The organism is Arthrobacter sp. YAF34, from assembly GCF_052113245.1.
In the GTDB taxonomy this organism is placed as follows: domain Bacteria; phylum Actinomycetota; class Actinomycetes; order Actinomycetales; family Micrococcaceae; genus Arthrobacter.
Genome location: NZ_JBFRCV010000002.1, coordinates 28,386 through 52,725 on the forward strand (window position 1 = coordinate 28,386; position 24,340 = coordinate 52,725).

Sequence of the window (24,340 nt, forward strand, 5' to 3'; positions counted from 1 at the left end):
CGGTGGSGGGGCCCCCCCCGCCCGCGCCGCCCCGGCAGGCGCAGCCACCGCGGGAGTCCGCGCTCGTCGCGGCCGGCGGGCATAACGGAACGGATACGTCAGGAGTTTTTACGAAAAGACTCTTTCATAGTTTGCGGGGATCCACTACCGTAGTGCGGGTGTCCGAACTTGCCTCCAAAGAATCACGCGTAAACAGCCCCTCCGACGCCGCTCCGCAGTACGTCATCACCGCCGAAAACCTCACCAAACGCTACGGCGACGTCACCGCCGTCGACGGCATCTCCTTCCGCGTCCCCGCCGGGGAAGCCTTCGGACTGCTCGGCCCCAACGGCGCCGGCAAGTCCACCACCATGAAGATGATCGGCGGGGTCTCGCAGCGCACCTCCGGCAACCTGAGCATCATGGGCTTGGACCCCGAACAGCACGGGCCGGAGGTCCGCGCGCACCTGGGCGTCGTGCCGCAGCAGGACAACCTGGACGAGGAACTGAAAGTCCGGGACAACCTGCTGGTCTACGGCCGCTACTTCGGCCTGCCCATGAGCTACCTGAAGCCCAAGGCCGACGAGCTGCTGGAGTTCGCCCAGCTCACGGACAAGGCCAAGTCAAAGGTGGACGCCTTGTCCGGCGGCATGAAACGGCGCCTGACGATCGCCCGCTCCCTCATCAACGAACCCCGGATCCTGCTGCTGGACGAGCCGACGACGGGCCTGGACCCGCAGGCGCGGCACATCCTCTGGGACCGGCTGTTCCGGCTCAAGGAGCAGGGTGTCACCCTGATCCTCACGACCCACTACATGGACGAGGCCGAGCAGCTGTGCGACCGCCTGATCGTGGTGGACAAGGGCAGGATCATGGCCGAGGGATCTCCGGCCAGCCTGATCCGCGACTACTCCACCCGGGAGGTCCTCGAACTGCGCTTCGGCTCGGAGCGCAATGCGAGCGTCGGCGCGGAACTCGAAGGCATCGGCGAACGCCTGGAGACGCTGCCGGACCGGGTGCTCATCTACGCCAACGACGGCGAGGCCGCCCTGGAGCAGGTCACCAGCCGCGGCCTGCGGCCGGTCACGTCGCTGGTGCGCCGCTCCTCGCTGGAAGACGTCTTCCTGCGCCTGACCGGCAGGAGCCTCGTTGACTAACACGACGGCGGCGCCGGCACTGCGCGCGCACTCACCGGCAGTCTCGGCTGCCCGCGCCCGCCGCTGGGGCGCCTTCTACTACGCCGAACAAGTCCTGCGGGTCATGAAGGGCTACGGCTGGACCATCGTCATGTACGGCGTGGGACAGCCGGTGGCCTACCTGTTCGCGATGGGCGTGGGCCTGGCCACCCTCGTCGAGGCCAACGGGGCCGGCGCCTTCGGCGGGGTCAGCTACCTGACCTTCATCGCGCCCGCCCTGCTGATCTCCGCGGCGGTTATGACGGCCGCCAACGAGTTCACCTTCCCGGTGATGGACGGCTTCAAATGGCGGCGCGTCTATTACGGCCCGCACGCCTCCCCGCTGACTCCGGAACAGATCGCCGGCGGCCAGGTGATCGCCGTCACCGCCCGCTTCCTGCTGCAGTCGGCCATTTACTTTGCCGTCGTGGCGCTGTTCGGGGCCGCCCCCGGCGCCTGGGCCTGGGTCTCGATCCTCATCGCCACCCTCGCCGGGCTGTCCTTCGGCCTGCCGCTCATGGCCTACGCGGCCACCATCAAGGAGGACCGGGGCCAGTTCGCCATGGTCATGCGGTTCATCGTCATGCCGCTGTTCCTGTTCTCCGGCACGTTCTTCCCCCTGGACACGCTTCCGCTGGGCGTTCGCTGGATCGGCTGGATCTCCCCGATCTGGCACGGGACGGAACTCGGCCGCGTGGTCAGCTACGGGTACGAGGAAGAGCCGTGGCTCACCATCGTCCACGTCGTCTTCCTGCTGGCCCTGGCAGCAGGCGGCTGGGTCCTGACCAAACGCCAGTTCGCCAAAAGGATGGCCTCATGAGCGTACTCACCGGAAGTCTCAGCCCGGGGGACCACAGCGTCACCGAAGCCGCACGGCGCCGGCGCTTCGGGCCTATCTATTCCCGCAACGTCCGCGCCGTCGTCGCCCGCGGGCTCATGGCCACCAAGAGCAGCAACTGGATGGTCATGGTCTCCGGTTTCTTCGAGCCCGTGCTGTACCTGATTTCCATGGGCGTGGGCCTGGGCGCAATCGTCGGGTCCGTCCAGGGCCCGGGCGGCCAGGAGATCAGCTACGCCGCCTACATCGCCCCGGCGCTGCTGGCGGTCTCGGCGATGAACGGCGCCGTCTATGACTCCACCTGGAACGTCTTCTTCAAGATGAACTTCGCCAAGCTCTACCAGGGCATGCTCTACACCTCGCTGGGGCCGATGGATGTCGCCATGGGCGAAATTTTCCTGGCCCTGCTGCGCGGGGCCATGTACGCCACCGGCTTCACCGCCGTCATGGCCGTGATGGGCCTGATCACCACGCCGTGGGCCGTGCTGATGATCCCGGCCGCGGTGCTGATCGCCTTTGGCTTCGCGAGCTTCGGCATGGGGATCACGAGCTTCATGAAGACGTTCCAGCAAATGGACTGGATCAACTTCGTGATGCTGCCGATGTTCCTCTTCAGCGCCACGTTCTACCCGCTCAGCGTCTATCCGCAGCCCATCCAATGGTTCATCCAGGCCATGCCGCTGTGGCACGGTGTGGAACTGCTGCGGCAGATCAGCGTGGGTGTGTTCAGCCCGGCCACGGCCGTGCACATCGGCTACTACCTCGTCATGATTGGCCTCGGCGTCATGCTCACCACGGGCCGCCTGCGCCGGTTGTTCCTGAAATAGGCCCCGGACCCGGGCGGCCACCCGTTCTGCCTGGTCCTGAGCTAATCCAGTCGCAGGTGCCGTTCGCCCCGGGTGGAAGCGCCGCGGCCGGCCGGCCACGTTTGCGATAATGGGCACATGCAATCTCTGGGTAGCTCCGCGTCCACGTCCACCACGGCCACGGGCCGGTTCTCCATGTTCCGCATCAGCGGGCCGGGGATGCTGGTCTTCATCATCGCCTTCACGGTTGCCGTGATCTTCGCGGCCAACCAGAACGACGTCGTGGGCTGGATCGTTGCCGCCATCGCCGGCGCCTGGCTGGCGCTGGCCGCCTTTGTGGTGTTCAGCATCCAGCGGGCCGCCAAGAAGGCCGGGGCCAGGCTCGACGAGGCCCAGAACGCCTTCAACGCCGCCACCGGCCGGGCACCGACGGCCGGCAGCGTGGACCACGGCGGCACCCGCGTGGTCAGCGAGGGCCGGGGCGCCGAAAGCGTGCGCGACATGAAGCTGGACCACTCCTTCAAGATTGTCCAGGTTCAGGTCCGCGTGGTCGAGCAGGAGCGCGCCAAGGGCGACGCCGCGGACCAGGACTCGATCCGCCGGGCGCTGGAGACCATCGAGATCACCGCGACCAACGCGCGGGACATGATCAAATCCTCCTCCGGCGGCGACGAACCCGTCAGCGGAACCATCATCGACTAGAGTGGATCGGGTGAGCTCGGCATTGGAGAAGGACCACCTTCGCATCGCATCAGTCAACGTCAATGGCCTTCGTGCCGCCTACAAGAAGGGCATGGCGGAGTGGCTTGAGCCGCGCGAGGTGGACATTCTCTGCCTCCAGGAGGTCCGCGCCCCTGACGCGATCGTCCAGGAGCTGCTGGGCGAGGGCTGGTTCATCCTGCACGCAGAGGCCGAGGCCAAGGGCCGGGCCGGCGTCGCGATCGCTTCCCGCGAAGAGCCGCTGGCCACCCGCGTGGGCATCGGGGAGGACTACTTCGCCACGGCAGGACGCTGGGTCGAGGCGGACTACACCGTCCGGGATGCGGCAGGGCAGGCCTCACGGCTGACCGTCGTCAGCGCCTACGTGCACTCGGGCGAGGCCGGCACACCCAAGCAGGAGGACAAGTTCCGTTTCTTGGACGTCATGATCCGGCGGCTTCCCGAATTGGCCAAGCACAGCGATCACGCACTCGTGGTGGGCGACCTCAACGTCGGCCACACGGAGCTGGATATCAGGAACTGGAAGGGCAACGTCAAACGTGCCGGCTTCCTTCCGGAGGAGAGGGCCTATTTTGACCGCTTCTTCGGCGAGGAGATCGGCTGGAAGGATGTTCACAGGGGCCTGGCGGGTAACGTCGACGGCCCCTACACTTGGTGGTCGCAACGGGGCCAGGCCTTCGACAACGACACGGGCTGGCGCATCGATTACCACATGGCCACGCCTGCCCTCGCTGCTGCGGCAGTGTCGGCCGTCGTTGACCGGGCACTGTCCTGGGATACGCGCTTCTCCGACCACGCCCCGCTGGTAGTGGACTACCGGCTCTAGTCTTAAGGCTTCCACGAATGACCTCTACTTCCACTGTGACCGACGCCGGCGTCGCCCCTGACGCTGAGACAGCCGCCGGCAAAGCCGCCCCGGCAACCTCCGCGGCCCGGCACCGCATTCTCTCCGGCATGCAGCCCTCTGCCAGCTCCCTGCACCTGGGCAACTACATTGGGGCCCTCGTGAACTGGGTCCGGATGCAGGACGAGTACGACGCCGTCTTCTTCATCCCGGACCTGCACGCGATCACCGTTCCGCAGGATCCTGCCGAATTGGCCCACCGCACCCGGGTCACGGCGGCGCAGTACATTGCCGGCGGCGTGGACGTCGAGAAGTGCACGCTGTTCGTCCAGTCCCAGGTGCCCGAGCATGCCCAGCTGGCCTGGGTCCTGAACTGCATCACCGGGTTCGGCGAGGCGTCCCGGATGACCCAGTTCAAGGACAAGGCCCTCAAACAGGGTTCGGAGCAGGCGAGCGTCGGCCTCTTCACCTACCCCATCCTGCAGGCGGCGGACATCCTGTTGTACCAGCCGCACGGTGTCCCCGTGGGCGAGGACCAGCGCCAGCACGTGGAACTGAGCCGTGACCTGGCGCAGCGGTTCAATTCCCGCTTCGGCCAGACGTTCACGGTGCCCCAGCCCTTCATCCAGAAGGAATCGGCCAAGATCTACGATCTGCAGCACCCGACCGCCAAGATGTCGAAGTCCGCGGAGTCGCCGGCGGGCCTGATCAACCTGCTCGACGATCCCAAGGTCACCGCGAAGCGAATCAAGTCCGCCGTGACGGATGCGGAGACGGAAATCCGGTTCGACCGTGAAACGAAGCCGGGCGTGTCCAACCTGCTGACCATCTACTCGGCAATCACCGGGCAGAGCGTTGACGCCCTTGTCGCCGCCTACGAGGGCAAGATGTACGGCCACCTCAAGGTCGATCTCGCCGAAGCGGTCACGGAGCACCTGACGCCGATCCGGAACCGCGCCAACGAGCTGCTGGACGATCCCGCGGAGCTGGACCGGCTGCTGGCCCTCGGCGCCGACAAGGCCCGGGAGATCGCCTCCGTCACCCTGCGCGACGTCTACGCCAAGGTGGGGTTCCTGCCGTACGCCGGCTCCCACGGGGGCCGCTAGGTCAATGTCCTCCGTCAGCAAAGTCACCGCGAAAGCTGCCACGTCGAACGGGCAGCGCAGCGAAGGCATCAGCATCGGTGTGATCCTGAGCTTCCCGGCGGACATCGCTGAGGAGCTCCAGCGTTGGCGCGCATCATTCGGGGACCCGATGGCCGCCGTCGTCCCGGCCCACATCACGTTGGTCACCACCACCATGACGCAGGACTGGGAAGCGACCTGCGACCATGTCCGGGACGTGGCACGCAGGCAGGAGCCGTTCACGGTGACCATCGCGGGGACGGGGTCTTTCCGGCCGGTATCCCCGGTGGTCTACCTGAACGTGGAGGACGGCTTCGGGACCTGCGTGAACCTGCACCGACAGCTGCAGTCCGGTCCGCTGGAGCGGGAATTGCCGTTCGACTACCATCCGCACGTTACCGTCGCGCACGACGTCGCCCCGGAGAGCCTCGATGAGGCCGAAACGGTCCTCAAGGATTACAGGGCCACGTTTCCGGTCGCTAGCATGGGACTTTACGAACACGACGACAACGGCATCTGGCAGCTACGGGAAGAGCTTGACTTTGGGACCAAACCTGACGACGACAGAGGCCAGGACGGCACCGCAGGCGCCCGCTGAGCCGCCGCTTCCCACCGACCTGGCGGGGCTGAAACTGGAAGTCATCCGCAAGAGGGTCGAGTGGGGCAGGGTTCGGCGCTCCGGCGGCGGGGGACCGGCGTCACTGATGGCCATGGTCATGTGGCTGCTGGCCCGGGTCAACATGCTGTTGCCCATGCGCGCGTACATGCACTATCTCCGCCAGCGCGGCGCCCTCCTGAGTGCCGGCATCGGGTTCAGGATGTTCTTCTCCATCACGGGTCTGCTGGCCACCGGATTCGCGATCGCCGGCATCTTCCTCAGCGGAAACCCGGCCCTGCTGGACCAGATCATCAAGAGCGTGGCCACCGCCGCGCCGGGCCTCTTGAAGGTCGACGGCAGCGAGGGGCTCGTTGATCCCTATCAGCTGCTGAACCCCGCCAGCCTTGGCTGGGCCGCCGCGATCGCCGCCGTCGTCACGGTGTTCACGTCCCTGGGCTGGATCAGCGGCATCCGCGACGGTGTTCGCAGCATGATGCAGCTCGGCCCTCTGGTGATGAACCCGGTCCTGCAGATCCTCAAGGACATTGGCACGCTGCTCCTGATGGGAGTGGCCCTCGTGGTCAGCTCCGCCGTCTCCCTCGTGTTCGGCACCGCTGCGGGGTGGGTGACCGAGCAGCTGCACCTCGATCCGGTGGTGGCCGGGCCGCTCACGACCTCCATCCAGATCGTCGTGCCGCTGCTGCTCGGCTGGGGTACCGCCGTGATCATGTATCGGGTGGCCGCGGGACTGAAGCCGGCCCGGCGCTCCCTGCTGGAGGGGACCATCCTCGCCGCGGTGGGCACCACCGTGCTGCAGATCTTCAGCACCCAGCTGCTGGCCAGCGCGGGCAAGAACCCCATCCTGGCGCCCTTCGCCATCATCATCGGCCTGCTGATCTGGTTCAACTTGGTCAGCCAGGTGTACGTGGTCTGCGCAGCGTGGGTGGCCATCCGGGAAGTGGACCTCAAGGCCGGCCCCGCCAACGCGACCATCGGGTGGGGTTCCAGGCGCGTCCAGCCGGGCAAAACGCCGGTAGAGCACCGTGCCCGCCGCGGGTCGCTGTCCGCCGCGTTCAGGCGTCGAGGTACTGGTCGGCCCACGCCGAAATAATCTTCGCCGCACGGGCCGCCTGGCCTTTGCCCGTCAGGAGGTGGTCACTGCCCTCCAGCGAGACGAAGCTGCGCGGGTGGCGTGCCGTCTGGAAAATGGTGCTGGCGTTCTCGATCCCCACCGTGTTGTCGGTGGGGGAGTGCAGCACCATGAGCGGCTTGTGCAGCTGCCGGATGCAGTCGGTCAGGTCCGCGTTTTCCAGGTCCTCGACAAAGTGCCGGCGGATCTCCACCCGCTTGCCGCCCAGGTCCACCTCGGCGCTGCCCTCGTTCAGGATCCGGTCCAGCGCGGCGTCAAAGACGTGGGCCACGTGCTTGGGCGAAAAGGGCGCCCCCACCGTCGCCACGGCCTTCAGCTCCGGGATCTGCCGCGCGGCGGACAGCACGGCGGCGCCGCCGAACGAGTGGCCCACGAGCAAGGACACTCCCCGGTCCGAGTCCCGCATGAATTCGGCCGCCTTGACGGTGTCGGCCACCTTGTGGCTGAAGGACCCCTCCGACCACATCCCGGCGGACTCGCCGAGCCCCAGGTTGTCGAACCGGAGCATGCCCACGCCGTTGTCCGCCAGGGCCTTGCACATCCGCGACGCCGAGGGGCTGTCCTTGCCCAGGGTGAAGCCGTGCGAGAACACGCCCCAACCCTTCAGCGGGCCGTCGGGCAGGTCTACAACGCCGGAAAGGAGCTCGCCGGTGGATCCCTGGAAGGAGATTTTTTCTGAGCGGGACACGGTGTCCCCTTTCGTGTGAGCGGGCAGACGACGACGGCGCCCCCACCCAAAAAGGTGAGAGGCGCCGTCGTCTGTTTCTTCGTGGTTCTGGCTTTTTGGTTTCTGGCCCTGTTGGTCTGGCGAGCCAGGTCCTAGATCTTGCGGGCCAAAATGGCCTGCTTGACCTCGGCGATGGCCTGCGTGACCTGGATGCCGCGCGGGCAGGCCTCGGTGCAGTTGAAGGTGGTGCGGCAGCGCCACACGCCTTCCTTGTCGTTGAGGATCTCCAGGCGCATGTCGCCTGCATCATCGCGGGAATCGAAGATGAAGCGGTGCGCGTTGACGATGGCCGCCGGGCCGAAGTACTGTCCGTCGGTCCAGAACACCGGGCAGGACGACGTGCACGCGGCGCACAGGATGCACTTGGTGGTGTCGTCGAACCGCTCGCGGTCCTCGGCGGACTGCAGGCGTTCCTTGGTGGGCTCATGGCCGCGGTTGATCAGGAACGGCATGACCTCCCGGAAGGACTGGAAGAACGGCTCCATGTCCACGATCAGGTCCTTCTCCACCGGCAGGCCCTTGATCGGCTCGACCGTGATGGGCTTGGACGTGTCCAGGTCCTTCAGCAGGGTCTTGCAGGCCAGGCGGTTGCGGCCGTTGATGCGCATGGCATCGGAACCGCAGACGCCGTGGGCGCAGGAGCGGCGGAAGGAGACGCTGCCGTCGATTTCCCACTTGATCTTGTGCAGGGCATCCAGGACACGGTCGGTGCCGTACATCGTCACGTGGAAGTCGTCCCACGTGGACTCCTCGGAGACCTCCGGGTTGTAGCGGCGCACACGCAGGTGGACGTCGAAGGACGGGATTTCCCCACCCCCGCCGACGCCGGCGGGCAGTTCGATCTTGGATGCTGGCTCAGCGAGTTCAGCGCTCATCTTAGTACTTCCTCACCATCGGCTCGTAGCGCGTAAAGACCACCGGTTTGGTGGAAAGCCGGATGCCGGCGATCGACTCGGCGGAACCATCCGCCGGAGCATGCTCATCCTTGTACGCCATGGAGTGCTTCATGAATTTTTCGTCGTCGCGCTCGGGGAAGTCCTCGCGGAAGTGACCGCCGCGGGACTCTTCGCGGTGCAGGGCCGCCACGGTCATGACCTTGGCGAGTTCCAGCAGGAAGCCCAGTTCCACGGCCTCGAGCAGGTCCAGGTTGAAGCGCTTGCCCTTGTCCTGGACACTGATGCGCTGGTACCGCTCCTCGAAGGACGCGATGTCCCTCAGGACCTGGTTCAGGGTGTCGGCGGTGCGGAACACCTGCATGTTGGCATCCATGGTGTCCTGCAGTTCCTTGCGGATCGCAGCGACCTTCTCGGTGCCGTCGGAGGTCCGGACGTGGTCCAGCAGGTCCAGGGTGTAGGCCTCCGGGTCCGCCGGGAGTTCCACGAAGTCCGCGGTCTTGGCGTATTCGGCGGCGGCGATGCCGGCGCGCTTGCCGAACACGTTGATGTCCAGCAGCGAGTTGGTGCCCAGCCGGTTGGAGCCGTGGACAGAGACGCAGGCGACCTCGCCGGCCGCGTAAAGGCCCGGGACCACCGTGTCGTTGTCCTGCAGGACCTCGGCGCTGATGTTCGTGGGGATGCCGCCCATGGCGTAGTGCGCCGTCGGGAATACCGGAACCGGCTCCGTGTACGGTTCCACACCCAGGTAGGTGCGGGCGAATTCGGTGATGTCCGGCAGCTTGGCGTCGATGTGCGCGGGCTCAAGGTGGGTCAGGTCCAGCAGGACATAGTCCTTGTTCGGGCCGCAGCCGCGTCCCTCACGGACTTCGTTGGCCATGGAGCGGGCCACGATGTCGCGCGGGGCGAGGTCCTTGATGGTGGGGGCGTAGCGCTCCATGAAGCGTTCGCCCTCGGAGTTGCGCAGGATGGCGCCTTCGCCGCGGGCGGCCTCGGACAGCAGGATGCCCAGGCCGGCGAGGCCTGTCGGGTGGAACTGGAAGAACTCCATGTCCTCCAGCGGGATGCCACGGCGGAACGCGATGCCCATACCGTCGCCGGTGAGGGTGTGGGCGTTGGAGGTCGTCTTGAAGACCTTGCCGGCGCCGCCGGAGGCGAACACCACGGACTTGGCCTGGAAGACGTGCAGTTCGCCCGAGGCGAGGTCGTAGGACACGACGCCGGCAACACGCTTCTGCTTGTACGGGGTGCCGTCCTCGCGGACCGCGTCTTCCTCGACCGTGAGCAGGTCCAGGACGTAGTACTCGTTGTAGAACTCGACGTTGTGCTTGACGCAGTTTTGGTACAGGGTCTGCAGGATCATGTGGCCGGTGCGGTCTGCGGCGTAGCAGGCGCGGCGGACCGGGGCCTTGCCGTGGTCGCGGGTGTGGCCGCCGAACCGGCGCTGGTCAATGCGGCCCTCGGGCGTGCGGTTGAACGGCAGGCCCATCTTTTCCAGGTCCAGGACGGCGTCGATCGCTTCCTTCGCCATGACCTCGGCTGCGTCCTGGTCAACCAGGTAGTCGCCGCCCTTGATGGTGTCGAAGGTGTGCCATTCCCAGTTGTCCTCTTCGACGTTGGCCAGGGCTGCGCACATGCCGCCCTGGGCCGCGCCGGTGTGGGACCGGGTGGGGTAGAGCTTGGTCAGTACTGCTGTTCGGGCGCGCTGACCTGATTCGATCGCCGCGCGCATCCCGGCGCCACCGGCACCGACGATCACGACGTCGTACTTATGGACCTGCATACCAGATGCTCTTTCTCTCAAAATTCGCTGTAACCCACCGGCAGGTACGTGCCTGCGCGGTGAAGTCTCGTGCAATCTGCGCCTGCGCTCGGCAGGGAAGATCAGGTGCCGCGGCGGACCGCCAGTGCCTGCCCGATGGGGCGGCGGTCCGCGGCGGCTCCGTGGTTACGGCTGCGCCCTAAGGTGCAGGGCAGAAACCGCCGGGAAGCTGGACGCCGTTGGCCACGGGGCACGGGTTGAACGTGAAGATGACCAGGGTGCCCAGGATGATGATGACCGTGGTGGCCGCGTAGAGCACAATCTTCAGCCACAGGCGGGTGGCGTCCTTCTCGGCGTAGTCGTTGATGATGGTGCGGACACCGTTGGTGCCGTGCAGCATGGCGAGCCACAGCATGGCCAGGTCCCAGACCTGCCAGAACGGGTCCGCCCACTTGCCGGCCACGAAGCCGAAGTCGATCGCGTGGATGCCCTCGCCGACCAGCAGGTTGACGGTCAGGTGGCCGAAGATCAGCACCACCAGCACAACGCCGGAGAGCCGCATGAAGAGCCAGGCGAGCATCTCGAAGTTGCCCTTGGAAGAACCGGTGCGGCGGTACTTCGGCTGGATCTTCCCACTAGTGGGTTTTCCGCTACTGGGTTTTCCACTGCGTGGGCTTTGAATTGTTGCAGTCATGGCTTAGTGACCTCCAAGCGCGAGGGACAGGTGGCGGATGGCGAAGCCGGCCATGACGACGACCCAGAGGCCCAGGACCGTCCAGAGCATCTGACGCTGGTACTTGGCACCCTTCTTCCAGAAGTCGACGGCGATGATCCGCAGGCCGTTGAAGGCGTGGAAGACGATCGCTGCGACAAGGCCCGTTTCACCCAGGGCCATGAGGGGGTTCTTGTAGGCACCAATGACGGCGGTGTAGGCCTCGGGGGACACACGCACCAATGAGGTGTCCAGCACGTGGACCAACAAGAAGAAGAAAATCACTACACCGGTAATGCGGTGTCCAACCCAGGACCACATGCCTTCACGGCCGCGGTACAAGGTGCCAGCTGGTTTTGTCGGCACTGAATAAACCTCCCTGCAACACAGCGGCGCTGGCATGGGATCCACGCGGGGGGAACGCCTGCTGCGAGAGCACTCGTAAGCTCAAGCCTAAATCTAGGCTTCGCTAACAGCTTATTCAATTTGGGAACCCGTTGTTGACAGGCCCCGGCGCGGTTTTCCGTCCGTTTTGAGACGAACGCCACATTCGGGGGCGCCCAGGGCGGCCGAAACGGCCGGATTCCGGCCCAATCAGGGGTGATCTGGGCGGTGTCGGCTAAAGTAGCGGTGATGACTACAGACAAAGTGACAAGCCAGGATTCGCCGCTGGACCGTTTTATGGCGGTTATTCCGGCGGGCGGGGTGGGGACCCGCCTTTGGCCCCTGTCGCGGGCAGCAGCCCCGAAATTCCTGCATGACCTGACCGGTTCGGGCAGCACGCTGCTGCGCGCCACCTATGACCGCCTCCAGCCCGTCGCCGGCAAGCACGTGCTGGTGGTCACCGGTGCCGCCCATCGGGACGCCGTCTGCCGCCAGTTGCCCGAGGTCCTGGAATCCGACCTGGTGCTCGAAAGCGAGCCGAAGGACTCCGGTGCGGCGATCGGCCTCGCCGCCGCCATCCTCCATGAGCGGGACCCGGATACCATCATGGGCTCCTTTGCCGCGGACCAGGTCATCAGCCCGGATGACCTCTTCCAGGCCGCCGTGCGTGAGGCCGTCTACACCGCGGCCGCGGGCAAGATCGTCACCATTGGCATCAAGCCCACCCACCCGTCCACCGGATTCGGCTACATCCGCTCCGGCGCGAACCTCCACATCCCGGACGCGCCCCATGCGCAGTCCGTGGTGGAGTTCGTGGAGAAGCCCAGCGAGGAAGTCGCCCAGCAGTACATCGACAGCGGGGACTACGTCTGGAACGCGGGCATGTTCGTGGCGCCGGTTTCGCTGATGCTCAAGCACCTCGAAGCCAACCAGCCCGAGCTCTTCGCCGGACTGCAGGAAATCGCCAAGGCCTGGGATACCCCGGAGCGCGACGCCGTCACGGCCCGGGTGTGGCCGACGCTGCCGAAGATTGCCATCGATTACGCGGTCGCCGAACCCGCTGCCGCCGCCGGCGACGTCGCCGTGGTGCCCGGAACGTTCCGCTGGGACGACGTCGGGGACTTTGCCTCCGTGGGCCGGCTCAACAGCGCCAAGGAAGTCGACGAGGTCACGGTGCTGGGGGAGGGCGCGCGCGTCTTCACCGAGAACGCCAGCGGCGTGGTGGTCTCCGATACCAAACGGGTGATCGCCCTGATCGGCATCAAGGACGTCGTGATCGTCGACACCCCGGACGCCCTCCTGGTCACCACCAAGGAGCACTCGCAGCGGGTCAAGCAGGCCGTGGATGCGATCAAGGCCAAGGGCGACACCGACGTCCTGTAGGCGTGAGAGTGCCAATCCTGGCGTCCGGTGTTCAGTAATCCGTAACGCGCCGTTCCCGATGCCGCTATTCGTTGTTCGCTGGATAGAGTTGTTCCGTGCGCAACTACTCGACTGAAGCTGAGCCAACGACTCTTGTGGGGCCGTGGCTGAAGCCCCTCCTGCCGGAGCTGATCGCTTTCCGCCGCGATCTCCATGCTCACCCCGAGCTGTCGTTCAAAGAGTTCCGCACCACCGACAAGCTGGCCAAGCGGCTCGAGGAAGCCGGGCTCAAGCCACGGCGCCTCGAAGGCACCGGCCTGACCGTCGACGTCGGGCAGGGCCCCATCGCCACCGCACTGCGCGGGGACATCGACGCCTTGCCGATCATCGAGGAAACGGGCCTGGAGTTCGCCTCGAAGAACCACGGCGTGACCCACGCCTGCGGCCACGACGTCCATACCACCACCATGCTCGGCATCGCCCTGGTCCTGCAGCGCATGCACGAACAGTCGCCGCTGCAGGGGACCATCCGGATCATCTTCCAGCCCGCCGAAGAAACCATGCCCGGCGGAGCCACGTCCTGCATCGAGCAGGGTGTCCTGGAAGGCGTGCCGCGCATCCTGGCGCTGCACTGCGACCCCCGGATCGAGGTCGGCAAGATCGGCACCCGGATCGGGGCCATCACCTCCGCCTCGGACACCATCAAGATTGAGCTTTCCGGCCGCGGCGGCCATACGTCGCGTCCGCACCTGACCGAAGAACTGGTCTTCGCCCTGGCGCAGATCGCGGTCAACGTTCCGGCCGTACTGTCCCGCCGCGTCGATGTCCGCAGCGGCGTATCAGTGGTCTGGGGCCAGATCTCCGCAGGGTCGGCACCGAACGCCATCCCCGGCAGCGGCTACATGGCCGGCACTTTGCGGTGCCTGGACCGCGAGGCCTGGCACGACGCCGGCGAGCTGCTCGACGACGTCGTCCGCCAGATTGCCGAGCCCTATGGTGTGGACGTGCATCTGGAACACACCCGCGGCGTCCCCCCGGTGGTCAACTCCGAACACGAGATGGCCGTGATCGAGGCCGCCGCCCGCGCCGAAATCGGCGAGAGCGCCGTGGTCCTGACCCCGCAGTCCATGGGCGGGGAAGACTTCGCGTGGTTCCTGGCCGACACCCCGGGCGCCATGATGCGGCTGGGCACCAAGACCCCCGGCGGCGAAGAGTACGACCTCCACCGCGGCGACTACATCGTTGATGAGCGGGCGCTTGGCCTCGGCATCCAGGTGCTCACGGCGGCGGCCCTGCGCACCATTCGCGACCTCTAACCCGTTCCCCATCCACTCCGCCCCGGGCGCCGCGCGGGGTCGGGCCGCGCCGGCGCACTTAGGTTGTGTGCGAATGAATTGTGCACAACTGAATTGCGTGCAAGCTAATTGTGCAGTAGCGTGGAAGCATGACCACGCCAGAAGACGCCTGCAAGACCGGTTCGGACGCGCTCCGGCTGAACCGGCAGGTGTGCTTTGCCATGTACTCGGCCTCGCGTGCCGCCACGGCCGTCTACCGGCCCATGCTGGAGGAGCTCGGCCTGACGTACCCGCAGTACCTCGCCATGCTGGTGCTGTGGGAGGCGGAACCGCGCAGCGTCCGCGACCTGGGGGAGGAGCTCGGACTCGACTCCGGAACGCTGTCGCCGCTGCTCAAACGGCTTGAAGCGCTGGGCCTCGTCAAGCGCCGCCGCTCGGCCGAGGACGAGCGCCGCGTGGAAATCTTCCTGACCGACGCCGGGGCCGCACTCAGTGCCAAAGCCAGCGGCATCCCGCAACGGCTGGCGGACGCCGCCGGACTCACGCCCGCGGAACTGGACCAGCTCCGGGAAACTCTGGGCCGGCTGTCCGAGGCGCTGCACGCGGCCCGCTGAGCTGCTGACCCCCTTCGTCCCAGACTTTGTCCCACCGACAGAACGGAACCCATGAAGACCCTCTACACAGCCGAGGCCCTGGCCTCCGGCGAAGGCCGCGACGGCACCGCCGTCAGCAAGGACGGCAAGCTCAGCGTCACCCTGGCCAGCCCGGTGGAACTCGGCGGCGACGGGGCAGGAACCAACCCCGAGCAGCTGTTCGCCGCCGGCTACGCCGCGTGCTTCCACTCGGCCCTGCGCCTGGTCGGCCGCCAGCACAAGGCGGACCTGACGGATTCCGCCGTCGCGGCGAGAATCCACCTCGGTGCCCTGGACGGCGGTGCCGGCTATGGCATCGCCGCCGAACTCGAGATTGCCCTGCCCGCCCTGGACCGCGAAACCGCTGAGACCCTCGTGGCCAAAGCCCACGAGGTCTGCCCGTATTCCAACGCCACCCGAGGCAACATCACTGTAGACATCACGATCCTGGAGGTCGCCGCATGAGCACCAACACCGAAACCCTTCCCGCCACCAGCCGCGAGATCCAGCTGGCATCCCGCCCGCACGGCCGGCCCGTGCCGGAGAATTTCCGCCTTGCCGAGTCGCCGCTGCCCGAACTGCAGGACGGCCAGGTCCTGGTGCGCAACCTCTTCATCTCGGTTGACCCCTACATGCGCGGCCGCATGAATGACGTCAAGTCCTACTCCGCGCCGTTTGCGCTGGACGCGGCGCTCGACGGCGGCGCCGTCGGCGAGGTCATCGCGTCCCGGGCCGACGGGCGTGCCGTGGGCGATACCGTCGTGCACAGCCTCGGCTGGCGGGAGTACGCCGTCGTCGATGCCGCTGCCACCACCCTTGCGCGCACGGACCTGGCCCCCGCCTCGGCGTTCCTCGGCGCCCTCGGCATGACCGGCCTGACCGCGTACGCTGGCCTGCTCAAGGTCGCCGAGTTCAAGCCCGGCGAGGTCGTCTTCGTCTCGGGCGCCGCCGGCGCCGTCGGCTCGCTCGTGGGCCAGATCGCCAAGGCCATGGGCGCGTCCCGCGTGATCGGCAGCGCGGGCTCGCCGGAGAAGGTGGCCCGGCTCCTCGAACTCGGCTTCGACGCCGCGTTCAACTACCACGACGGCCCGGTGGCCAAACAGCTCGCCGCGGCTGCCGGAGACCGCGGGATTGACGTCTACTTCGACAACGTCGGCGGCGAACACCTTGAGGCGGCGCTGTCCGCGCTCACCGTCGGCGGCCGGGTGGCCATGTGCGGCGCCATTTCGCAGTACAACGCCACCGAGCCCACGCCGGCGCCGCGGAACCTCATGCTGGCGATCGGCAAGCAGCTGACGCTCAAGGGCTTCCTCGTCAACGGCTACTGGCAGCACATGGCTGAGTTCGTCGAGGCCGTGTCCGGCTGGCTCGCCGACGGGACGATCAGCTACGACGAGACCGTGGTGGACGGGCTGGAGAACGCCCCGCAGGCCTTCATGGACCTGCTCGACGGCGCCAACACCGGCAAGATGCTCGTCCGGCTGTAGCCCGGCGCCGCTCCGCCGATGCACCCAGACGCCTCCGGCGCCGGCTCCCCGCAGGGGGTCGGCGCCGGAGGCGTCTGCGTTCCCGCCCTGTTCCGGCTGTTTCTGTGCCGGGGGGAAGGCGCCGGCTACCACTAGGTAACAAGTTCTCAACAATCTGTGTAAATGCTGTGAAGCGTGCTATGTGGACGTGTCGCAGGACACTAAAGTAGCTACATCAGTGCGCCTTGGCGCAGTGCTGCGAATCCATCAGTGAAAACAGAATTCGGCGGAATACCGCAGACAGTCACTCATTGAGCTCCCGTCGTAGCGCCTACTCTTTCTTCCTGGAGGAAAATTGAAGAACTCTCTGCGTGCCACCGTCAAGCGCGGAACAATGGCCGGCGTCGCCACCGCGGGTGCGGCTGCACTCCTGCTGACCGGCTGCGGGGCCGCCCCTGAGGCCAGCACCCCCACGAACACGGCCAGCAACTACAAGGGCTGCATCGTCTCGGACTCGGGCGGATTCGACGACCAGTCGTTCAACCAGTCCTCCTACGAGGGCCTGAAGAAGGTCACGTCGGAGCTGGGCCTCAAGATGAACCAGGCCGAGTCCAAGACCAACAACGACTTCGAGCCGAACCTGCGCGCCATGGTTTCCGCCGGCTGCAACCTGACCATCACGGTCGGCTTCCTGCTCGGTGACGCCACCAAGTCCCAGGCCACCGCGAACCCGGACAAGCACTTCGCCATCATCGACTTCGGCTACGACAAGCCGATCAGCAACGTCAAGCCGATCATCTACGACACGGCCCAGGCCGCGTTCCTCGCCGGCTACCTCGCCGCGGGCACCACCAAGACCGGAACGGTCGCCACCTTCGGCGGCATCAAGATCCCCACGGTCACCATCTTCATGGACGGCTACGCCGACGGCGTGAAGTACTACAACGAGAAGAAGGGCAAGAACGTCAAGGTCTTGGGCTGGGACAAGGCCAAGCAGGACGGCTCCTTCACCGGCGACTTCGAAAAGCAGGACAAGGGCAAGCAGTTCACCCAGAACTTCCTTGACCAGGGCGCCGACATCGTGATGCCCGTCGCCGGTCCGGTCGGCAAGGGTGCGGCCGCGGCCCTGCAGGAAGCCAAGGCAGCAGGCAAGGACGTCAAGCTCATCTGGGTCGACTCCGACGGCTTCCTCACGGCTCCGGATTACAAGGACATCATGCTCTCCTCCGTCATGAAGCAGATGGGCCAGGCCGTCGAGACGGTCGTCAAGCAGGACAAGGACGGCCAGTTCACCAACAAGCCGTACGTTGGCACCCTCGCGAACGACGGCGTCCAGCTGGCTCCGTTCCACGACATGGATTCCCAGGTTCCGGCCGAACTGAAGTCCGAGCTGGACCAGATCAAGCAGGACATCGCCAGCGGCAAGCTGAAGGTTGAATCCGCAGCCAGCCCGAAGGCCTAACTTCCTCCGCTAAGCGCCACGGCCCGTCCGGTCACCACCGCACGGGCTGTGGCGCTTTTCGTTGCGGCCCGTAGTGCCTGCGAGCAGGCACTAAGCTGGTGCTGCAGCCCCCACTTCACGTCCGGACCAAGCCTTCCGGACACCTCGAGATTGGTCAGAGTTTTGAAACTTGAACTCAAGGGCATTACTAAACGCTTCGGCTCCCTGGTAGCCAACGATCACATCGATGTGGTTGTTGAGCCCGGGCAGATTCACTGTCTGCTCGGTGAGAACGGCGCTGGCAAGTCCACGCTGATGAATGTCCTCTACGGACTGTACGAGCCCACCGAAGGCGAAATCCTGGTCGATGACAAACCGGTTACCTTCCGCGGACCCGGCGACGCCATGGCCGCCGGCATCGGCATGGTGCACCAGCACTTCATGCTGGTTCCCGTCTTTACCGTCGCGGAAAACGTCGCGCTGGGCGCGGAAACCACCAAGAGCGGCGGATTCCTGGACCTTGAAGACACGCGCCGGAAGATCCGGGAGATCTCCGACCGCTACGGCTTCGACGTCGACCCCGACGCACTGATCGAAGACCTCCCGGTGGGCGTGCAGCAGCGGGTGGAAATCATCAAGGCACTCGTCCGCGACGCCAAAGTGCTCATCCTTGACGAGCCCACGGCCGTGCTGACCCCGCAGGACACCGACGAACTGCTGGACATCATGCGCCAGCTCAAGAGCCACGGCACCTCGATCGTGTTCATTTCCCACAAACTCCGCGAGGTGAAGGCCGTCTCGGACACCATCACCGTCATCCGGCGCGGCAAGGTGGTGGGCTCGGCCGACCCCAGCGCCTCAACCACCGAGCTGGCGTCCATGATGGTGGGCCGGGCCGTGAACCTGACCCTGGACAAGGCACCGGCCACGCCGCAGGAGACCACTTTCGAGGTCAAGGACCTGACGGTCATCGCGCCCACCGGCCAGCACGTCGTGGACGGTCTCAGCTTCGGGATCGCCCGCGGCGAGATCCTCGCCATCGCGGGCGTCCAGGGCAACGGCCAGACGGAACTCACCGAGGCGATCCTCGGCCTGCACGAGCGGGCCCACGGCTCGATCGTCCTCGACGGAGAGGAACTCCTGGGCCGCAGCGTCAAGGACGTCCTCAACGCCGGCGTCGGATTCGTCCCGGAAGACCGTTCCCTCGACGGCCTGATCGGCACGTTCTCCATCGCCGAGAACCTGATCCTGGACCGCTACGACCAGGCGCCGTTCGCCAAGGGCATCAGCATGAGCCCGGCCAAGGTCCTGGAGAACGCCAAGACCCGAATCGAAGAATTCGACGTCCGCACCCCGTCCGGCTCGCTCGCAGCCGGCACCTTGTCTGGCGGCAACCAGCAGAAGGTCGTCATGGCCCGGGAACTCTCCCGGCCGTTGCGACTCTTCATCGCCTCCCAGCCGACCCGCGGCGTGGACGTGGGCTCCATCGAGTTCCTGCACAAGCGCATCGTCGCGGAGCGGGACCACGGCACCCCCGTCATGATCGTCTCCACCGAACTGGACGAGGTGATTGAACTCGCTGACCGGATCGCCGTGCTGTACAAGGGCAGGCTGGTCGGGATCGTCCCGGCCGGCACCGGACGCGACGTCCTGGGCCTGATGATGGCCGGGGTTTCCCCGGACGAAGCCAAGGCCGACGCCGCCGGCAAGCACCCGCAGTCCCTCCCGGAAGACCCCGCCGGCACCCCGGCCGACCCCCCAGCAACGAACCCGGCGCCCGCCGCCCCGTCCGTGCAGGAGCCCAGCTCCGGCGCCGTAGGAGACCACCATGAGTGAGAACACCGAGCCGCGGTCCGCGGCCGTACCGGACCCGGACCGGGTTACGGCAGCCCAAGCCACCGAGGTGGAGCCCGAGCCGCTCGAGGACGATGCCGACTTCGTCGTGGCGCTGGACACCGCGGGCGGTGCCCACCAGCCTTCGGCCGTTCCGGTCACGGCCCAGAGCGGATCCCTCCCCGGTGCCCCGGAAGAAGAGTCGCTCATGCGCAAGATCTTCACCGGCAACGGCATCGTGACCATCCTGGCGGTGCTCCTTGCGCTGGTCCTCGGCGGCCTGCTCATTGCCGCGACGGACAAGGTGGTCGGCACCACCGCGGGTTATCTCTTTGCCCGGCCCAGTGATTTCCTCACCGCCGTCTGGTCCGCAGCCACCGGCTCCTACGTCGCACTCTTCCAGGGCGCGGTCTTCAACCCGCAAGGCACCGGAGTGGCCGGACAATTCGCGCCCCTCATGGAGACGCTCACCATCGCAACCCCGCTGATCACCGCGGGTCTCGGCGTCGCCCTGGCCTTCCGTGCGGGCCTGTTCAACATCGGTGCGCAGGGCCAGATCATCATGGCCGGCATCCTCGCCTCCTGGGTCGGCTTCGCGCTGCACCTGCCGGTCGGCCTGCACCTGCTGCTGGTTCTCGTGGCAGGCGTCGTCGGCGGCGCCGTCTGGGGCGGCATCGTCGGCGTGCTCAAAGCCAGGACGGGTGCCCACGAGGTCATCGTGACCATCATGTTCAACTACATCGCCCTCTACTTCCTGCGCTACCTGCTCGACACGCAGTTGTTCCAGCGGCCGGGGGAGACCACGCCGATTTCCCCCATCCTGGACCCTAGCGCCTTGTACCCGCTGCTCTTCGGCAGCCAGTACCGCCTCCACCTGGGCTTCCTGCTGGCCATCGCGGCCACCGTGTTCGTCTCCTGGCTGCTGAACCGCTCCACCCTTGGTTTCGAGTTCCGCGCCGTCGGGGCAAACCCCAAGGCGGCCCTGACCGCCGGCATCAACGTGCCCCGGGCCACCATCCTGGTGATGACCATTGCCGGCGGCCTGGCCGGCCTGGCCGGCGTCGCGCAGGTGGCCGGCACCGAAAAAGTCCTGACCGACGGCGTCGCGGCGACCTACGGCTTTGATGCCATCACCGTGGCATTGCTCGGGCGTTCCTCGCCGTGGGGCACCTTTGCCGCCGGCCTGCTCTTCGGAGCCTTCCGCGCAGGAGCCGTCCAGATGCAGATCCAGACCGGAACCCCGATCGACATCGTGCTCGTGGTCCAGTCGCTCATTGTGCTGTTCATCGCGGCGCCGCCCCTGGTCCGGGCGATCTTCGGACTCAACCCGCGCAAGAAGAAGGCCGCGACCGCCGGCAAAACCAAGCAGGCCGCAACCACCGGAGGTGCCGCATGAGCACAACAGCAACCTCGCCCGTAGAGGGGAAACCCCAGCCGGCTAAAAACCACCGGCCGGCGCAGTCCGCGAAGCCCGTAACCTGGAAGCTGCCCGTCACTCTGGCGGTGCTGGCCGTCATCGCCTTCATCTTCTTTGGCCTGCTGGGCCCGCAAGGAACCGCCAAGTTCGGGGTTTCCTCCGGCGGCGACTTCTTCCAGCTGCCGGCGATCGAAGTACCCGCCTTCCTCTCCGGGATGGTGCTCTCCCTGATCCTGCTGGGCCTCGCGGGCTACGCCCTGGTCCTGAAGGTCAGGGCAAACCGGCGGCCGCCGCGCTGGCTGCCGGCCGTGTTCACGGTCGTGTTCGTGGTCGCCTTCCTGATCTGGGTGGTGGGCGGCGCCCGGACCCCCAGCATCTCGCTGGCCGGCCTCATCGCCGGATCCGTCACGCTCGCCGTGCCGATCGTCTTCGGCTCCCTGTCAGGTGTGCTGTGCGAACGCGCCGGCGTCGTGAACATCGCCATCGAAGGCCAGCTCCTGGGCGGTGCCTTCACTGCCGCGCTCGTCGCCAGCGTGACCCACAACCCCTACGCGGGCCTGCTCGCCGCAGCCGTGGCGGGCGCCCTGGTCTCGATGGTGCTGGCGCTGTTCGCCATCAAGTACGTGGTCAACCAGATCATCGTCGGCGTCGTGCTCAACGTCCTGGTCTCCGGCCTCACCGGCTTCCTGTTCACCACCGTGATGCAGTCGGACCCGGACAAGTACAACTCGCCCGGCCGGCTGCCCATCATCGACATCCCGGTCCTGTCCGGCATTCCCGTGATCGGGCCCATCCTGTTCAAGCAGTCCGTCGTGGGCTACCTGATGTATGTCGCCGTCATTGTGATCTGGATCGGCCTGTTCAAAACGAAGTGGGGCCTGCGCGTCCGCGCCGTGGGCGAGCACCCGCAGGCGGCCGACACCCTGGGCATCAAGGTCAACGCGACCCGGTTCTGGAACGTCACCCTCGGCGGCGCCGTGGCCGGCATCGGCGGCTCATTCTTCACCCTTGTGGCGATCGACAGCTTCACCAAGGAAATCTCCGGCGGCCGCGGCTTCATCGCCCTCGCCGCCATGATCCTGGGCCGCTGGAACCCGATCGGGGCGTTCTTCGCAGCGCTCCTGTTCGGCTTCGCCGACAACCTGCAGAGCATCGTGACGATCATCGGCACCCCGGTGCCGAGCCAGTTCATGGCCATGCTCCCGTACGTCGTGACCGTCTTTGCCGTGGCCGGCCTCGTCGGCCGCTCCCGGCCGCCGGCCGCCGACGGCATACCGTACATCAAGGGCTGAGCATGGACAGCATCATCGTCGACTGGGCAGCACTCGAAGCCGCCGCAGTGTCTGCCATGAAGAACGCCTATGCGCCGTATTCGAAGTTTCCGGTGGGGGCCGCGGCCCTCACCGGAGACGGTCGGATCGTCAGCGGCTGCAACGTCGAAAACGCCAGTTACGGGCTGACCCTGTGCGCCGAGTGTGCCCTGGTGGGCAACCTGCAGATGACCGGCGGCGGACTGCTCCGGGCCTTCTACTGCGTCGACGCCGGCGGCAACGTCCTCATGCCGTGCGGACGCTGCCGCCAGCTTCTCTACGAATTCAGGGCTCCGGACATGGAGCTCATGACCACCCAGGGAATCAGGACCATGGACCAGGTCCTTCCCGATGCCTTTGGTCCCCAACACCTGGAGGAACCCCGGTGACACTTCCGGCACAGACCACGAACAACTCCGAAGCGTTCGACGCCGTCGACATCATCCGCATCAAACGGGACAAGGGCGTCCTCAGCCCCGCCCAGATCGACTGGACGATCGACGCGTACACCCGCGGCGCCATCGCCGACGAACAGATGGCCGCCCTGAACATGGCCATCCTGCTCAACGGCATGGACCGGACCGAGATCTCCCGCTGGACGGCGGCCATGATCGCCTCCGGTGAACGGATGGACTTCTCCAGCCTCCGGAGGCCCGACGGCGGCGTCAAGGCGACGTCCGACAAGCACTCCACGGGCGGCGTGGGGGACAAGATCACCCTGCCGCTGGCACCCCTCGTGGCAGTCTTCGGCGTGGCCGTGCCGCAGCTTTCGGGCCGCGGCCTGGGCCACACCGGCGGCACGCTGGACAAACTCGAATCGATCCCGGGCTGGCGGGCGGACCTCACCAACGAGGAAATGCTGGACCAGCTCCAGGACGTCGGCGCGGTCATTTGCGCCGCCGGCGCGGGACTGGCCCCGGCGGACAAGAAGCTCTATGCGCTGCGCGATGTCACCGGCACCGTTGAGGCCATCCCGCTGATCGCGTCCTCGATCATGAGCAAGAAGATCGCCGAAGGCACCGGCTCGCTGGTGCTCGACGTCAAGGTGGGCAGCGGCGCCTTCATGAAGGACGAGGCCCGCGCCCGCGAACTGGCCGAGACCATGGTGGCGCTGGGCAAGGACGCCGGTGTCAACACTGTTGCCCTGCTGACCAACATGAACACGCCCCTGGGCCTCACCGCGGGCAACGCGATCGAGGTCGAGGAATCCGTCGAGGTCCTCGCCGGCGGCGGTCCGGAAGACGTCGTCGAACTTACCGTCCGGCTCGCGGAGGAAATGCTGGCGTGCGCCGGCGTCCACGACGCCGATCCGCGCGCCGCACTGCGCGACGGCCGTGCCATGGACGTCTGGAACCGGATGATCGAGGCGCAGGGAGGGGACCCGCGCGCCAAGCTCCCGGTAGCCAGGGAGTCCGAGGTCATCTACGCCCCCGCCGACGGTGTCCTGGTGGAGCTCGACGCGATGGCGGTTGGGGTCGCGGCCTGGCGGCTGGGCGCCGGACGCGCCCGCAAGGAGGATCAGGTCCAGGCCGGCGCCGGGGTGCGGATGCACGCCAAGCCGGGCGCCACGGTCAAGGCCGGCGAACCGCTCATGACCCTCCTGACGGACACCCCGGAGAAGTTCCAGCGGGCCAAAGAAGCGCTCGAACACGCCGCCGTGATCGCTCCCGAGGGATCCCGGCCCGCGCAGATGCTCATCATCGACCGCATCGCCTAGCCCGCACCCCCGTTGCCCCGACCACTTGACTTTGCCCGGGGTTAACCGCCACAGGTGATTGGGCAAGTGGCGGGCGGGCCGGCGGTACACTGACTCCACAGCAGTACCCTTCAACAGCAGTACCCTTCGGGCGCAGGCGGGGCTCCGGCCTCGTC

24 protein-coding genes are annotated in these 24,340 nt (G+C 66.7%); 19 read left to right on the forward strand and 5 right to left on the reverse strand.

The features are described from left to right. Positions 1-158 precede the first annotated feature (158 nt). From AB4Y72_RS02540 to AB4Y72_RS02575, 8 genes are all read left to right on the forward strand, one after another. The gene (locus tag AB4Y72_RS02540) at positions 159-1,136 is read left to right on the forward strand and encodes an ABC transporter ATP-binding protein (protein WP_441424606.1); all 978 of its coding nucleotides are present in this window, start codon (positions 159-161) and stop codon (positions 1,134-1,136) included. Beyond that, positions 1,129-1,974 (forward strand): ABC transporter permease, encoded by an 846-nt coding sequence (locus AB4Y72_RS02545; protein ID WP_441424607.1) that lies wholly within the window; start codon positions 1,129-1,131, stop codon positions 1,972-1,974. Before AB4Y72_RS02540 ends, AB4Y72_RS02545 begins: the two co-directional genes overlap by 8 nt. Next, on the forward strand, positions 1,971-2,819 hold the full coding sequence (locus tag AB4Y72_RS02550; RefSeq protein WP_441424608.1) for an ABC transporter permease: 849 nt from the start codon (positions 1,971-1,973) through the stop codon (positions 2,817-2,819). Before AB4Y72_RS02545 ends, AB4Y72_RS02550 begins: the two co-directional genes overlap by 4 nt. 117 nt (positions 2,820-2,936) lie before the next feature. Beyond that, entirely contained in the window at positions 2,937-3,500 is a 564-nt protein-coding gene (locus AB4Y72_RS02555) for a hypothetical protein (protein WP_441424609.1), read from the forward strand. A gap of 10 nt (positions 3,501-3,510) precedes the next feature. Continuing rightward, on the forward strand, positions 3,511-4,344 hold the full coding sequence (locus AB4Y72_RS02560; RefSeq protein WP_441424610.1) for an exodeoxyribonuclease III: 834 nt from the start codon (positions 3,511-3,513) through the stop codon (positions 4,342-4,344). Positions 4,345-4,361: 17 nt separating this feature from the next. Next, complete coding sequence (trpS, locus tag AB4Y72_RS02565) at positions 4,362-5,468, forward strand: tryptophan--tRNA ligase (RefSeq protein ID WP_441424611.1); 1,107 nt, start codon at positions 4,362-4,364, stop codon at positions 5,466-5,468. 4 nt (positions 5,469-5,472) lie between these two features. Next, positions 5,473-6,084, forward strand: coding sequence for a 2'-5' RNA ligase family protein (locus AB4Y72_RS02570; protein ID WP_441424612.1), 612 nt, complete (start codon positions 5,473-5,475; stop codon positions 6,082-6,084). Then, positions 6,029-7,195: a YihY/virulence factor BrkB family protein gene (locus AB4Y72_RS02575; RefSeq protein ID WP_441424941.1), complete on the forward strand. Its 1,167-nt coding sequence runs from the start codon at positions 6,029-6,031 to the stop codon at positions 7,193-7,195. Before AB4Y72_RS02570 ends, AB4Y72_RS02575 begins: the two co-directional genes overlap by 56 nt. On the opposite strand, the gene AB4Y72_RS02580 is transcribed toward AB4Y72_RS02575, so the two are convergent. The 5 genes from AB4Y72_RS02580 to sdhC form a co-directional block, all read right to left on the reverse strand. Further along, positions 7,158-7,922 (reverse strand): alpha/beta hydrolase family protein, encoded by a 765-nt coding sequence (locus AB4Y72_RS02580; RefSeq protein WP_441424613.1) that lies wholly within the window; start codon positions 7,920-7,922, stop codon positions 7,158-7,160. The two genes, AB4Y72_RS02575 and AB4Y72_RS02580, sit on opposite strands and share 38 nt — an antisense overlap. 131 nt (positions 7,923-8,053) lie before the next feature. Then, positions 8,054-8,836, reverse strand: coding sequence for a succinate dehydrogenase iron-sulfur subunit (locus AB4Y72_RS02585; protein ID WP_441424614.1), 783 nt, complete (start codon positions 8,834-8,836; stop codon positions 8,054-8,056). Between the two features lies 1 nt (position 8,837). Next, positions 8,838-10,637, reverse strand: coding sequence for a succinate dehydrogenase flavoprotein subunit (sdhA, locus tag AB4Y72_RS02590; protein ID WP_441424615.1), 1,800 nt, complete (start codon positions 10,635-10,637; stop codon positions 8,838-8,840). Between the two features lie 178 nt (positions 10,638-10,815). After that, positions 10,816-11,310: a succinate dehydrogenase hydrophobic membrane anchor subunit gene (locus tag AB4Y72_RS02595; RefSeq protein ID WP_441424616.1), complete on the reverse strand. Its 495-nt coding sequence runs from the start codon at positions 11,308-11,310 to the stop codon at positions 10,816-10,818. Between the two features lie 3 nt (positions 11,311-11,313). Further along, positions 11,314-11,694, reverse strand: coding sequence for a succinate dehydrogenase, cytochrome b556 subunit (gene sdhC, locus AB4Y72_RS02600; RefSeq protein ID WP_091250876.1), 381 nt, complete (start codon positions 11,692-11,694; stop codon positions 11,314-11,316). Between the two features lie 267 nt (positions 11,695-11,961). On the opposite strand from sdhC, the gene AB4Y72_RS02605 reads away from it, so the two are divergent. From AB4Y72_RS02605 to AB4Y72_RS02655, 11 genes are all read left to right on the forward strand, one after another. Beyond that, positions 11,962-13,095, forward strand: coding sequence for a mannose-1-phosphate guanylyltransferase (locus tag AB4Y72_RS02605; RefSeq protein ID WP_441424617.1), 1,134 nt, complete (start codon positions 11,962-11,964; stop codon positions 13,093-13,095). 95 nt (positions 13,096-13,190) lie between these two features. Beyond that, positions 13,191-14,390: an amidohydrolase gene (locus AB4Y72_RS02610; protein ID WP_441424618.1), complete on the forward strand. Its 1,200-nt coding sequence runs from the start codon at positions 13,191-13,193 to the stop codon at positions 14,388-14,390. Between the two features lie 128 nt (positions 14,391-14,518). After that, positions 14,519-14,983 (forward strand): MarR family winged helix-turn-helix transcriptional regulator, encoded by a 465-nt coding sequence (locus AB4Y72_RS02615; RefSeq protein WP_441424619.1) that lies wholly within the window; start codon positions 14,519-14,521, stop codon positions 14,981-14,983. Between the two features lie 51 nt (positions 14,984-15,034). After that, complete coding sequence (locus AB4Y72_RS02620; RefSeq protein WP_441424620.1) at positions 15,035-15,466, forward strand: organic hydroperoxide resistance protein; 432 nt, start codon at positions 15,035-15,037, stop codon at positions 15,464-15,466. Then, entirely contained in the window at positions 15,463-16,488 is a 1,026-nt protein-coding gene (locus AB4Y72_RS02625; RefSeq protein ID WP_441424621.1) for an NADP-dependent oxidoreductase, read from the forward strand. Before AB4Y72_RS02620 ends, AB4Y72_RS02625 begins: the two co-directional genes overlap by 4 nt. A gap of 334 nt (positions 16,489-16,822) precedes the next feature. Then, entirely contained in the window at positions 16,823-17,929 is a 1,107-nt protein-coding gene (locus AB4Y72_RS02630) for a BMP family lipoprotein (protein WP_441424622.1), read from the forward strand. Between the two features lie 162 nt (positions 17,930-18,091). Further along, positions 18,092-19,744 (forward strand): ABC transporter ATP-binding protein, encoded by a 1,653-nt coding sequence (locus AB4Y72_RS02635; RefSeq protein ID WP_441424623.1) that lies wholly within the window; start codon positions 18,092-18,094, stop codon positions 19,742-19,744. After that, positions 19,737-21,137 (forward strand): ABC transporter permease, encoded by a 1,401-nt coding sequence (locus tag AB4Y72_RS02640; protein WP_441424624.1) that lies wholly within the window; start codon positions 19,737-19,739, stop codon positions 21,135-21,137. Before AB4Y72_RS02635 ends, AB4Y72_RS02640 begins: the two co-directional genes overlap by 8 nt. After that, positions 21,134-22,450: an ABC transporter permease gene (locus tag AB4Y72_RS02645; protein WP_441424625.1), complete on the forward strand. Its 1,317-nt coding sequence runs from the start codon at positions 21,134-21,136 to the stop codon at positions 22,448-22,450. Before AB4Y72_RS02640 ends, AB4Y72_RS02645 begins: the two co-directional genes overlap by 4 nt. A gap of 2 nt (positions 22,451-22,452) precedes the next feature. Then, on the forward strand, positions 22,453-22,857 hold the full coding sequence (locus AB4Y72_RS02650) for a cytidine deaminase (protein WP_441424626.1): 405 nt from the start codon (positions 22,453-22,455) through the stop codon (positions 22,855-22,857). Further along, a complete protein-coding gene (locus tag AB4Y72_RS02655) occupies positions 22,854-24,185 on the forward strand; it encodes a thymidine phosphorylase (protein WP_441424627.1) in 1,332 nt (443 codons plus the stop codon). Before AB4Y72_RS02650 ends, AB4Y72_RS02655 begins: the two co-directional genes overlap by 4 nt. Positions 24,186-24,340 lie beyond the last annotated feature (155 nt).